Source organism: Pedobacter folensis, from assembly GCF_056490665.1.
Window position 1 is genome coordinate 1,214,572 of record NZ_JBWJIF010000002.1, and the last position, 13,692, is coordinate 1,228,263.

Below are 13,692 nucleotides of genomic sequence, written 5' to 3' on the forward strand. Positions count from 1 at the left end.
AAGATTGCTTCGGCGGCTGAAAAAGCCTTCTCGCAATGACGAAAGCATAAGATTATGAAAAATTACATTAAAGCAGATGAGTGGAATATTATCGAAGAAGGCTTTGATCCACATTTAAATAAAATTTCCGAAAGTATTTTCAGCTTAGGTAATGGCCGTATGGGCCAGCGCGCCAATTTTGAAGAAACTTACACCGGAGAAACCTTACCTGGAAATTATGTTGCAGGCGTTTATTATCCAGATAAAACCCGAGTGGGCTGGTGGAAAAACGGGTATCCGGAATATTTTGCAAAAGTATTAAACGCAGCAAACTGGGTAGGTATTGAAGTAAAACTAGATAATGAAATCCTTGATCTGGCAACAGCTGAGGTAAGCGATTTTAAACGCATATTGAACATGCATGCCGGATACCTGGAGCGTACTTTCACAGCAAAATTAAAAAGCGGTAAAACCTTAAAAGTTAAATCAACCCGTTTTTGCAGCATCGCTGATGATGAAGTGGGTGCCATCCGTTATAGCATTACGCCGTTAAATTTCGATGGCAGATTAACATTAATGCCTTTTATTGATGGCGATGTTAAAAATCAGGACAGTAACTACGACGAAAAATTCTGGGATAAAGTTGCAGACGAAATCGCCGGAACAGAAGCCTACATCAAGCTAAGAACCAAGAAAACTGAATTTGAGGTTTGTACCGGGAGTAATATCGAACTGTATAAAAATGCAGAGAAATTAGCGATTAATCCAGAGGCGGTTCGCAAAGAGAAATTTGTGGGACAAACTTTTTCTCTTGAGGTAAAAGCAAACGAAGAGATCACTTTGGTCAAAATTGCGGCGAATTTATCTTCAGAAAATTATCCAAAAGAATCACTTCTAAAAGAAACAAAATCGATAATTGCCAAAGCATCTGCCAAAGGTTTTGATACTTTATTAAAAGAACAAACTGAAGCCTGGGCAAGCAAGTGGGAAGAAAGTGATATCATTATCGAAGGTGATGTTTCAGCCCAACAAGCCATTCGTTTCAATATTTTTCAGCTTTTTCAAACCTACACTGGTAAAGATGACCGCTTGAACATCGGTCCGAAAGGTTTTACTGGCGAAAAATATGGGGGCTCTACCTATTGGGATACAGAAGCCTATTGTGTGCCTTTTTACCTGGCAACAGCCCCACAGGAAGTAAGCAAAAACCTGTTGGTTTATCGCCATAAACAATTGGGCAAGGCAATAGAAAATGCAGCAAAATTAGGCTTTAAAGATGGTGCTGCATTGTATCCAATGGTGACGATGAATGGTGAAGAATGCCATAACGAGTGGGAAATTACATTCGAAGAAATCCACCGGAATGGGGCCATCGCTTTTGCCATTTTCAATTATATCCGCTATACAGGCGATGAAAGTTATCTTTCTGATTTTGGTTTGGAAGTATTGATCGGTATTGCGCGTTTCTGGAAACAACGTGTTAACTGGAGCAACGATAAACAACAATATGTAATGCTTGGCGTAACTGGTCCAAACGAATACGAGAACAATGTAAACAACAACTGGTACACCAATATTTTGGCTACCTGGTGTATGAAATATGCAACCGAAGCTGCCGAAATCGTGAAAACGCAGCAGCCAGAAAAATATAACAGTTTATTAAAAAGCTTAAATTTCGATCAAAAGGAATTTGCCGATTGGGCCGATATTATCGAAAAGATGTATTATCCGCAGGATGAAAAATTGGGTATTTTCTTACAACAGGATGGCTATCTCGATAAAGCACAAACTTTAGTTAAAGATTTGCCGGCGAGCGAACGTCCGATTAACCAGAAGTGGAGCTGGGACAGGATTTTACGTTCTTGTTTCATTAAACAGGCTGATGTTTTACAGGGATTATATTTCTTTGAAGAAGACTACGATCTGGATACTTTAAAACGCAATTTCGATTTTTATGAACCGCGTACCGTACACGAAAGCTCATTATCGCCTTGTGTGCACAGTATTTTAGCGGCAAAATTAAATGACGAAGCACGCGCCTACGAATTTTATCTGCGTACTGCCCGTTTAGATCTGGATGATTATAACAACGATACCGAAGATGGTTTGCACATCACTTCGATGGCGGGAACCTGGATGAGTGTGGTAGAAGGTTTTGCAGGTATGCGTGTGCGAGAAGGTAAACTGCAGTTTAATCCTTTCTTGCCGGGCAAATGGAAATCTTTTTCGTTTACCATTGGTTTCAGAGGCGCTACCTTAAAGATTAATATTACCGAGAGCGGCATCAGCATCAAAAACAATGCAGCGGTTGATTTAGAAATCGGCATCAGAAACCAGCTTTATAAATTGGCCGGAAATACCGAAATTGAAGTGAATAACGCAGAATTGGTATGAGAAAGGTAGAGGGTTTAAAGGTTGAAGGTAGAGGGTTAAAATCACTCGGTTTAACTAAACGAAATAACAGTCCCGCGTTTTATTTGTCCCCCTCTAGAGGGGGTAGGGGGATGATTATATCGCTTTCCCTTACCTTTGCAATTCTTTCACTATCATCCTTTGCACAAAAACAGTCTACAAAAATGAACGATAAGCAGATCGTTATTTACCAGTTATTGCCCCGTTTATTTGGGAATAAAAATACAACCAATACCCCTTACGGAACCATTGAACAAAATGGTTCTGGTAAGTTTAACGATATTACCGATAAAGCTTTAGACGGTATAAAAGAGCTCCATGTAAACTATGTGTGGTATACCGGCGCATTGGCCCATGCAAGTTTAACCGATTATTCGGCCTATGGAATTAAACCTGATGACGCCGATGTGGTAAAGGGTAGAGCGGGATCTCCTTATGCCATCCGCGATTATTATGATGTGGATCCCGATCTGGCTGTTGATGTTAAAAACAGAATGAAGGAGTTTGAAGCACTGGTGAAAAGAACACATGCTAAAAACTTAAAAGTGCTGATCGATTTTGTTCCCAATCACGTAGCCAGAAGTTACCATTCTTACGCAAAACCAAAAGATGTAGTTGATTTTGGCGCCGAGGATGATGTAACCAAAGCTTTTAGCGCCAGCAACGATTTTTATTATAACCCTGGTCAGCCTTTTGCAGCGCCAACTGGTGGGACAACACAAACACCACTTTCGGTTTTGCAGGACGGTAAGTTTAATGAGAATCCGGCAAAAGCTACCGGTAACAATGTATTTTCACCACAACCTAAATATGACGATTGGTACGAAACCATTAAATTGAATTATGGGGTAGATTATCAGAATGGCGAAAAACAATACTTCAATCCCATTCCTCCGGTTTGGCTAAAAATGCGCGATATCTTAACCTACTGGACCAATAAAGGGGTGGATGGTTTTAGATGTGATATGGCCGAAATGGTGCCTATTGCGTTTTGGAACTGGGTAATTCCACAAGTGAAAAAAGTTAATCCTGATTTGATTTTTCTGGGAGAAGCCTACAATCCTAAAGTTTACAAACAATATTTGGATGAAGGCAAATTCGATTACCTCTATGATAAAGTGGGTTTATACGATGGACTTAAAAAACTGATCAGAAATGAACCAACTGCAGATGTAGCGGCGATTAAACACGTGTGGCAGGTAGAGAGTGCCGGTTTTGGCAAACATATGTTGCGCTTTTTAGAAAACCACGATGAAGAACGTATTGCATCAGCAGGATTTGCAGGCAAGGCCGAGCTGGCTTTACCTGCAATGGTTGTTTCGGCAACATTAGGTGCTGGTCCGGTGATGCTTTATTTCGGGCAAGAGGTGGGTGAGCCCGGAAAAGGACAAGAGGGATTTGGCGGAGATGATAACCGAACCACTATTTTTGATTATTGGGGTATTCCAAGCCACCAGAAATGGATGAATAACGGCGCCTTTGATGGTAAAAAATTAACTGAAAACGAGCAGAAATTACGCGCTTATTATCAACAGTTATTAAAAGTTACTTCATCGAGCGATGCCGTAATGAATGGTGAAATTTATGAGGTGCCCGTTACTGGTAATATGAATAATCGCATGTATGCTTTTATCCGTTACTCAGGTAAACAACGTTTATTGGTAGTGGCCAATTTTGATCGGACACAAACCTTAACCGCTAATATCGAAATCCCTGATCAGATTTTAAAAGTTAAACATTCATCTCCGGTTACAGATTTGTTAACCGACAGAAAATTAAATATCCCGGCCGGAACAAGCATACCCGTAAGCCTTGCAACCGTTAGTGCGCAGGTGATTGAATTTTAACCAATTGCCATGCGTTAAGCGTCACGCGTTTGGCGATAAAGAATGGTGTAGATGAAATATATAAATTATTTATTAACCGAATAGGACGCCATGCGCCTAGCGCTAAGCGCTTAAACTAAACAAAATGAGCTTAAAAACAATATTCGAGAACCCAAAATTAACACTTGTACAAATCATCAACATGAGTGTTGGTTTTTTTGGGATTCAGTTCGGTTGGGACTTACAGCGTGCAAACATGGGCCGTATTTACGAAAACCTGGGTGCCAATCCCGATCAGGTTCCTTTATTGTTTTTGGCTGCGCCCTTAACCGGATTATTGGTACAGCCGATTATTGGTTACCTGAGCGATCGTACCTGGCATCCAAAATGGGGTAGAAGAAGACCTTATTTTATGATTGGGGCCATTGTGAGCAGCATTGCTTTAATTTTTATGCCGCATAGCAGTGTGCTGTGGATGGCAGCTGGTTTGCTTTGGATCCTGGATGTTTTTGGGAACATTGCGATGGAACCTTTCCGTGCATTTGTGACCGATAAATTACCCGATAGTCAGGTGAATCGGGGTTTCATTATGCAAAGTATGATGATCGGTTTGGGTGGGAGTGTAGCTTCGGCCTTACCATGGATTATGAACAATGTATTTCACTTAACCAATACCGCCGAACAGGGAAGTATTCCTGAAAATGTAAAGTTCTCTTTTTATATAGGCGCTTTTTTCTTCTTTGCTGCCGTATTGTGGACGGTTTTTACCACCAAAGAATATCCTCCGCAAGATGTAGATTTTAAAGAAAAAGTAAAAGAAAGCAATAAAGGTTTTGGTGGTGGTGCAAGGGAAATTTTTCATGCCTTAAGGAACATGCCAAAAAGAATGCAGATTGTTTCTTTGGTTCAGTTTTTTACCTGGCCAGGTTTGTTTTTAATGTGGTTTTATTATACCACAGCTGTTGCCGTGAACGTTTTTGGTGGGAAAGATGCTGCCGACCCGGTTTACGCACAAGGTGCCGATTTTGGCAGTTTAACCCTCGCTTATTATAGCGTAATTACTTTTCTGTTTGCTTTGGTATTGCCAAAAATTGCAGATGCGCTAGGCAGAAAAACCACACATGCTTTATGCTTAATTTGTGGGGCAATTGGTTTAATCAGTGTGGCCTGGGTACATGATAAAAATATGCTGTATCTCTGTATGACAGGGGTTGGTATTGCCTGGGCCAGTATCCTTTCTATGCCTTACGCCATGTTAAGCGGTTCTTTACCTAAAGATAAAATCGGGATCTACATGGGTATTTTTAACTTTTTTATTGTACTGCCCGAAATTATTGCTTCGCTTGGTTTTGGCTGGTTAATGCGTAACGTACTCAATAACGATAGGCTTTTGGCGGTTCAACTGGGTGGTGGCTTAATGATTTTGGCCGCTGTAATCTGTTATGTATTTATCCGTGAACCCAAAAAAACGGATGAAGTTTTAGCTGCCAAACTTGGAGTAGAAGAAAACAGATCAGTATAGATATTCCATGGTCTGTGCTCCACAGACCATTTGATTGATGTCCGTGGTTTGTGTCCTCACAAACCATTAGCGGGTATTTCGGTCTGTGAGGGCACAGGCCGAGGAGATAAACTGTGCCTGGAAATCATAAAACCCCTAACCAAATGAAAAAAATAATTTACCGTCTTGGTTCGTGTCTGCACGAAACAAAAAAAGCAAAAAAGATAGTCTATATATTGTTATTGGTATCAGCGTTTAACACCGCCTGTAAAAAAACATTAACAGATAGCGGTTTGGATCCTACGCCAACAAACCAAACAGCAGCTTTACCAGCGGGGGCCAAAGATGGGGTGGTATTTATCAACAATGGAACATCGGCTATTGTAACCCTATATGCACCGGGCAAAAAATCAGTTTCCCTCATTGGCGAATTTAACGATTGGTCTGCAGCAACAGCACCAATGAAAAATACACCTGATGGCAATTATTGGTGGGTTCAGGTAGATCAATTAAACCCGAATACAGAATATGCCTACCAGTTTTATGTAGATGGTAACTTAAAGGTTGCCGATCCTTATTGTGAGAAAATACTCGATCCAGACAATGATCAATACATTACTGCCGCGACTTATCCAAATTTAAAAGCCTATCCAACAGGTAAAACTACCGGCATTGTAAGTGTCATGCAGGCCAATCAGCCGACTTACACATGGAAAAATACCAGTTTTGTCCGTCCCGCTAAAGATAACCTGGTCATTTACGAATTGCTCATCCGCGATTTTACCACCGAGCATAATTATACCTCAACCTTAGCCAAACTCGATTATTTAACCGCTTTGGGAATCAATGCCATAGAGCTGATGCCGGTAAACGAATTTGAAGGTAATTTAAGCTGGGGTTATAATCCGTCATTTTATTTTGCACCTGATAAATATTACGGTACCAAAACGGCCTTGCAAAACTTTATCGATGAATGCCATGGCCGTGGCATTGCTGTAATTATGGACATGGTATTGAATCATTCCTTTGGGCAATCGCCTATGGTGCAATTGTATTTCGATGGCTCAAAACCTACTGAAAATAGTCCGTGGTTTAATATTGATGCTAAACATCCATTTAATGTAGGTTATGATTTTAACCACGAGCATTTGGCGACTAAAAAATTCTCGAAAGATGTGATGAAGTTTTGGATGCAGCAATATAAAATTGATGGTTTTCGTTTCGATCTGTCTAAAGGATTTACACAAAAGCAATCAACTGATGACGCACAGTTTAGGTTATATGATGCTGGCCGGATTGCGACCTGGAAAGACTATAATGGCTATATCAAAAGTATTGATCCGAATTTCTACGTGATTTTAGAGCATTTCGCTGAAGAATCAGAAGAAAAGGTATTGGCCGATGACGGAATGATGCTGTGGAACAACATGAATTACAACATGAACGAGGCCACAATGGGCTGGTTAGATGGCTCTAATTTTCAATGGGGTTTTTATGCCAATCATGGTTTTACCAAGTCTGAAAATTTGGTTGGGTATGGTGAGAGTCACGACGAAGAGCGGTTGAATTTTAAAAACATCAGCTATGGTAATGCTTCGGGCAGTTATGTAATTAAAGGAAACTTGGCTACTTCGTTAAAAAGAGAAGAACTGGTAGCTGCTTTTCTGTTTAGTATCCCCGGACCAAAAATGATCTGGCAGTTTGGTGAATTGGGTTATGATATCAGCATCGATTTTAATGGAAGAACAGGTGAAAAACCAATTAAATGGGATTATTATACCGATCCGAACCGTAAAGCTTTGTACGATGCCTATGCTAAATTGATCAGGTTGAAAAAGAATAACAGCATTTTTAATTCAACAAACTCAAGTTATAACCTGGCTGGTGGAATCAAGTATATTAAACTAATAGAGGGTGCAAATACGGTAGTGGTGGTTGGAAATTTTGATGTGGTAAGCCAGACGGCCAATATTGATTTTGGTTCATCGGGCATTTGGGTCGATGCGGTTGGAAGCAGTATTAACCTTTCATCAACTAGCTATAACAGAACTTTGGCTCCGGGTGAATATCATATTTTCAGTAAAACGGCTTTAAAATAATATTCAAACCTATCAGGTTTTCGAAACCTGATAGGTTTTTTTAATTGATCGAAATCTGTACGTAATAATCTTGTTGTTTTTAGTTAATATTGTGATAACAACTAACAATTTTAATGGATAACAAATTAGCGCATCACTTATTATGGGAACGATTACGGGTTGGCGATAAAGATGCGTTTTTTGATCTCTATGCGGCACTTTATTACCCGCTTGTAAATTTCGGGATCAGGGTTTGTGCCGATGCAGATACTTCCAGTGAAGCTACCGACCTTGTATTTACCACCATTTGGGAGAAACACGAAAGCCTAAGCCGTGTTGATCATGTTGAAGCTTATCTGCGTACCTTCCTTAAACGTAAACTGCTTAGGATTTTAGAAAGGAAGCGCAAAATTAACGATGCACTTTTTAACGCTGGCGCCGATGGTGAGTGGATGGAAATGAGTTACGAAGAGTTTATTGTTAAAGTACAAAGCGATGAACTGGTGCAACATCAGCTCAAAAATGCCCTCGAAAAACTGACTTTTCGCCAAAAACAGCTCATCCATTTGAAGTTTTTTGATGGATTAAGTTACGAGCAGATCGCCGAGCAAAGCAACCAGACAATAAAAACAGCCTACAATACCATTTACGATGCGCTTAAAATCCTGAGAAAAGAATTTAATGCGTAAATCTCCGCATTTCGTCATCTCGATTGCCGCGCAGCGGAATAGAGAGATCTTTTGCAGTTAGTTCAATTCCTTTATAAACTTCTGATTTGGGCAGAAAATCTGCGTTAACGATAGGAGCGGCATCCTTTTGGTGATCCTGAGCCAGTTGAAGGAAAGCCAAAAGATACAGCGGATAGCGTGTTAAAACGCCCAAAAAATTAATAACTTAAATTTCTGAAGTCTTTCTATTCTCACAGTCTGCCAGTTTGAGATAGTGGTTTTTATATTTTGAAAACAAACATCCCTGTCTCCGTGGGTGCTGTAGCCCCGTTATGCACTCCAATCTTTTTATTGCAAATAAGCATTATAGGTAAATATAGTTGTAAGCAATAAAAAAGATTTCCGTTTCTACCGCTTGCCTGCTGCAGGCAGGGGTTTAGGAACAACGGGCTGGTGCTACTTGGCGGCTTAATTGTCCTGCTCCCGTGCAATTGCTTTCCAGAAAAACATAAAAACTACTTAAACCTTGAGCGGATCAACTCCTTTGTGTTTCTAAAGCTGCATTCCTGCAAATTAAATTTCTTCATTTAATCTGCTATCAGCGCATATATTCGGCTGTGTTAAAAAAAAGTTAAAATTTCCTTAGGAAAAAGTAAAGCTTTTGGGCACTGATATATAAAAGGCAAATTAGAATGGTTGATAGAAGTAAATTCAATGCAGAAGATTTTCTTGTCGATAGCACTTTTCAGCAATATTGCGCTGGAACCGACAAGCTTTGCATTGGATATTGGGAGAAGTACATTAATGCCCACCCCGAGCAGGCTGCAGTAATTGCAGAGGCAAAAAAACTTTATGTGATATTGAGCGGCAATAAACGCCCCCTTAATAAACAAACGGAAAGTTTGAAGGAAAGTATGTTTCCTGAAGAAAAGGTAGTTAAACTGAACCGTTATTTATGGCTTAAAATTGCAGCCGCATTGGTTTTGGTGCTGGGCTCGGTTTTGGTTTACAATAACTACTTTAATAACAGCAATACCAAAAACGTGGTGCAGGAGGTTTATACTTTTACTACAAAAAGTGGTGAACGTAAAAAAATTAAGCTTCAGGATGGAACATCGGTACTCTTAAACGCAAAAAGTTCCTTATCTGTTACCAAAGGTTTTAACGATCAGTGCAGAGAGGTGACCTTAACAGGCGAGGCTTTTTTTGATGTAGCCCATGATAAAAATAAACCTTTTAAAGTACATACAAGCGATTTTAACATCAATGTACTGGGTACTGCTTTTAATGTGAAAGCTTATCCTGATGAAACAACGTCAGAAGCCACTTTAATTCGTGGCCTAATTAACATGGAGGCGATAAATGGAAATGGCGGAACCATTACTTTAAAACCAAGTCAGAAAGTTACTTTTTACAAGAATGTTGCGCCGCAACAAAAAAGTAAATTGCTTAAGCCTACAGCCTTACAGCCCGAAATTACCATCAATCATTACACAAAGATTAAAGATAGCACCATTGTAGAAACCGCATGGACGCAGAACCGGATCGAAATATACGATCAGGATTTTGATGAGATTAAGAATGTTTTAGAAAAATGGTATAACGTAGAAATTAAGTTTACAGATCCTTCAATAGAAAAATACCGTTTTACGGCAACCATCACCAACGAAAGTATTGAAGAAGTTTTACACGCCTTAAAAGCAACTGAAAATAATTTTAAATATGAGATAAAAGGAAAACAGGTAACCATCTCGAAATAGGAAGATAAAAAGGACGGTGTTGGAGCACCGCCCTTAACAATTTCTCTTTTGATTAATTAATGGCAGTTTATGCGCAAACAGATTGCTGCCAAGAACTTTATGCAACCAAAAAAACAAAAATATGATTTATTATTACTTACTGCAAGAGCGCCCAAAATATAAAGCGCTTCTAAAATTCATTATGCTAATGAAACTAGCCTGTATTATGGTTTTCATTACCTGTCTTAATGTTTCGGCATCGGTTTTTTCTCAGGAAAAAATTTCTTTAGATGTTAAGAAAACAAAGCTAGCCAGGGTATTACAGATTATTGAGCAGCAAAGCAGTTACCATTTTGTTTACAGCTCTTCTTACGTTCCGGTAAATAAGGATGTAAGCATTACTGTAACCAATACTTTGGTTACTGATGTATTGGCTGCCATTTTAAACAGAACGAACCTGAAATATTCTGTTTCTGATGGTGGCTTGATTGTCATTAGCAAAAATAAAGAAGTCCCGATTTCGGGAACGGTTAAAGATGCACTTGGAGGTGCTTTACCTGGCGCCAGTGTTAGGGTTAAAGGAACAGGTATTGGTACTTCTACCGATGTAAACGGTAAATTTGCTTTAAATGCTCCTGAAAATGCTACGCTGGTTATTTCTTATGCTGGTTTTCAAACCAGGGAAATTGCTATCGGTTCACAAACCAATATCGATGTTGTACTATCTGAAGATACCAAACAACTTACTGATGTGGTGGTTACGGCTTTAGGCATCAAAAAAGAAAGAAGAGCCCTGGGTTATTCGGTAACACAGATTGGTGGTGAAACCTTAACACAGGCCCGTGAAAATAACATTACCAACTCTTTGGTGGGTAAAGTAGCAGGTTTGGATATCGCCGGTACTTCTGGAGGTGCGGGAGCAGCTACCAATGTGACTATCCGTGGTGTTTCCAGTTTAGGCCCATCAAGTCAGCCATTGTATGTGGTAAACGGTATTCCTATGGAAAGTGCACCGGTTGGTTTTGGAAGCACCATTGGCATTGGTAATAATGGAGGGCAATACGATAATGCACCGGATTTAGGTGATGCGATTAGCAACTTAAATCCTGATGATATTGAAAGTATTTCGGTATTGAAGGGCGCTGCAGCTTCTGCACTTTATGGTAATAGGGCCAAAGCAGGTGTAATTTTGATTACCACCAAAAGTGGAAAAGGGAACAATATTGAGTTTAGCAGTAATTATGTTGCCGAGCAGGTGATGGATAGAACCAACTGGCAATATATATACGGACAAGGTGTAAACGGCCAGAAACCAGCTACGCAACTGGCTGCTGCTTCTACCGGAAGTTCGAGCTGGGGAGCCAGGTTAGATGGTTCTAATGTGGTTCAGTTTGACGGGGTAAGCAGACCTTATTCTGCTCAGGAGGATAACATAGAAGATTTTTACAGAACCGGAGGAACTTTTACCAACACCCTGGCCTTAAACAAATCGTTTACGGGTGGAGTAATGCGCTTATCGGCAAGCGATTTAACCAATAGATCGGTTGTACCTAACTCGGGTTTAAACAGACAAAATTTTACCCTCTCTGGTACCTTCGATCCAATCAAGAACCTGGTGATTGATGCCCGTTTCAACTATATTTTAGAACAGGCCAAAAACAGACCAATGGTTTCAGATGGTGCAGGTAATGCCAATTATAATGCCGCATTTTTGCCAACCAGTGTAAATATTGAAACACTAAAGCCCGGTAAAAAACCTGATGGAACGGAGCTTTCATACAATACCGGTAATACCTATGCAACCAATCCCTGGTTTGCAGCTTATGATTTTATTCACAATACCAAAAGAGAACGTTTATTGAGCTCTATCAGTGCAAAATATACCTTTGATAACGGATTGTTTTTACAAGCGCGTGCAGGTAGAGATTCTTACAACGATAATTACGTTGCGGTTACCCCATCTGGTACAGCTTATGATGCTGACGGAGGTTACACCGAACAAATCAGTAAATTCTCCGATATCAATGTAGATGCATTAATTGGTAAATCTTTTAAAATAGATGATTTCTCCATTACCCCTAATTTTGGAGCAAGTTATCGTCGTACCAAAGGTTCAGGAACCACCAATACCGGCGGATCTTTTCAGATTTTTGGCGTATATAATTTAGCTAATACCGGAGGGAAAGCAGTTGCTGTTTATCAGACCGATCAGGAAACTCAATCGGTTTACGGAACGTTAGAAGTAACCTACAAAGATATTTTATATTTAACAGGAAGCGCACGTAACGATTGGTTTTCTACCTTGGCAACACCAGGAAGAGATAATAAATTAAATACAATTTATCCATCCATAAGTGGTTCATTCGTTTTCACCGAATTATGGAAACCTTCTTTCTTAAGCTTTGGTAAATTAAGGGCGGGTTATGCAAACGTTGGGCAGGCAACTACACCTTTCCAAACACAGCTTTATTATAATTTACGTAGTGAAACCATTAATGGTAGCTCGCTCGGAAATATTGTAAATGCTGCAATCCCGAATGCTACTTTAAAAGCATCTAGTGCCAGTGAGCTGGAAGTTGGTACAGAGATGAGGTTTTTTGGCGATCGCCTTAGTGTTGATTTTACCTGGTACAATAAAAAATCGAAAGATGAAATCCTTGCTGTTCCTACTTCAACCACAACCGGTTATAACGGCGCATTTTTAAATATTGGTAAGTTGCAAAACCGTGGGGTTGAAGCCTTGGTATCAGGCATTGTTTTAAAGAATAAAGATTTCAGCTGGACCTCAACTATAAATGGCTCATATAACGATAACAAGGTAATTACATTGGCACCAGGTACCGCCTCGCAACCTTTGGCAACCTCCAGAAGTAATGTTGGTTTCTTACAAAACCTGGAAGGACTGGCTATTGCACAGATAATGGCTTACGATTATAAATATGATGCCAATGGCAATATTATAAAAGATACCAACGGTATTCCGGAAAGAGGAGACTTGAAACCTTATGGCTCAGCCTATAACAAGTGGACTGCTGGTTGGAATAACGAGTTTAACTATAAGGGGATTAACTTTTCATTCCTGATTGATGGCAAATGGGGGGGTAAAATTTTCTCTGCAACTGATTATTACGGTTATGTTTTTGGTTTACACCAGGCTACGCTGGAAAACCGTGATGCTTTAGGCATAAATGCAGCAAATTATTACAGCACTTTCGCCAATAATGTGTCAAAACAGTTTGTTCAGGATGCCAGTTTTATCAAATTCAGACAGGTTATTCTAGGCTATAATTTCCCTGGAAAACTGTTCAATAATAAGATTAAAGGTTTAAATGTGAGTTTTGTTGGTCGTAATTTATTCATCCTGATGAAGAAAACAGACAACATCGATCCCGAGTCGAGCTATAATGCAACCATTCCGGGTATGGAGCTGGGCGGAGTACCACCGGTGCGCACCTACGGTTTAAATTTAAGTGTTAAGTTATAATCCTT

7 protein-coding genes are annotated in these 13,692 nt (G+C 39.8%); all 7 read left to right on the plus strand.

Annotated elements, in window-relative coordinates:
- Positions 1-54 precede the first annotated feature (54 nt).
- Positions 55-2,373, plus strand: coding sequence for a glycoside hydrolase family 65 protein (locus AC04QZ_RS13805; protein ID WP_478358228.1), 2,319 nt, complete (start codon positions 55-57; stop codon positions 2,371-2,373).
- A gap of 182 nt (positions 2,374-2,555) precedes the next feature.
- On the plus strand, positions 2,556-4,238 hold the full coding sequence (locus tag AC04QZ_RS13810; RefSeq protein ID WP_478358229.1) for an alpha-amylase family protein: 1,683 nt from the start codon (positions 2,556-2,558) through the stop codon (positions 4,236-4,238).
- 124 nt (positions 4,239-4,362) lie between these two features.
- Entirely contained in the window at positions 4,363-5,739 is a 1,377-nt protein-coding gene (locus AC04QZ_RS13815; RefSeq protein WP_086549073.1) for an MFS transporter, read from the plus strand.
- Positions 5,740-5,882: 143 nt separating this feature from the next.
- Positions 5,883-7,817, plus strand: a complete 1,935-nt coding sequence (locus AC04QZ_RS13820) for an alpha-amylase family glycosyl hydrolase (RefSeq protein ID WP_478358230.1) — start codon at positions 5,883-5,885, stop codon at positions 7,815-7,817.
- A 113-nt stretch (positions 7,818-7,930) separates the two neighbouring features.
- Positions 7,931-8,485, plus strand: coding sequence for an RNA polymerase sigma factor (locus AC04QZ_RS13825; RefSeq protein ID WP_086549075.1), 555 nt, complete (start codon positions 7,931-7,933; stop codon positions 8,483-8,485).
- A 671-nt stretch (positions 8,486-9,156) separates the two neighbouring features.
- Positions 9,157-10,224 carry a FecR family protein gene (locus AC04QZ_RS13830; RefSeq protein ID WP_478358231.1) on the plus strand — a complete coding sequence of 356 codons (1,068 nt, stop codon included), beginning with the start codon at positions 9,157-9,159 and terminating at the stop codon, positions 10,222-10,224.
- Between the two features lie 187 nt (positions 10,225-10,411).
- A complete protein-coding gene (locus AC04QZ_RS13835; protein ID WP_478358232.1) occupies positions 10,412-13,687 on the plus strand; it encodes a SusC/RagA family TonB-linked outer membrane protein in 3,276 nt (1,091 codons plus the stop codon).
- Positions 13,688-13,692 lie beyond the last annotated feature (5 nt).

Bases quoted from the DNA above. Each gene is read 5' to 3' on its own strand.
- AC04QZ_RS13830 (WP_478358231.1), top strand. From the start codon at position 9,157: ATGGTTGATAGAAGTAAATTCAATGCAGAAGATTTTCTTGTCGATAGC.
- AC04QZ_RS13805 (WP_478358228.1), top strand. From the start codon at position 55: ATGAAAAATTACATTAAAGCAGATGAGTGGAATATTATCGAAGAAGGC.
- AC04QZ_RS13820 (WP_478358230.1), top strand. From the start codon at position 5,883: ATGAAAAAAATAATTTACCGTCTTGGTTCGTGTCTGCACGAAACAAAA.
- AC04QZ_RS13835 (WP_478358232.1), top strand. From the start codon at position 10,412: ATGAAACTAGCCTGTATTATGGTTTTCATTACCTGTCTTAATGTTTCG.
- AC04QZ_RS13815 (WP_086549073.1), top strand. From the start codon at position 4,363: ATGAGCTTAAAAACAATATTCGAGAACCCAAAATTAACACTTGTACAA.
- AC04QZ_RS13825 (WP_086549075.1), top strand. From the start codon at position 7,931: ATGGATAACAAATTAGCGCATCACTTATTATGGGAACGATTACGGGTT.
- AC04QZ_RS13810 (WP_478358229.1), top strand. From the start codon at position 2,556: ATGAACGATAAGCAGATCGTTATTTACCAGTTATTGCCCCGTTTATTT.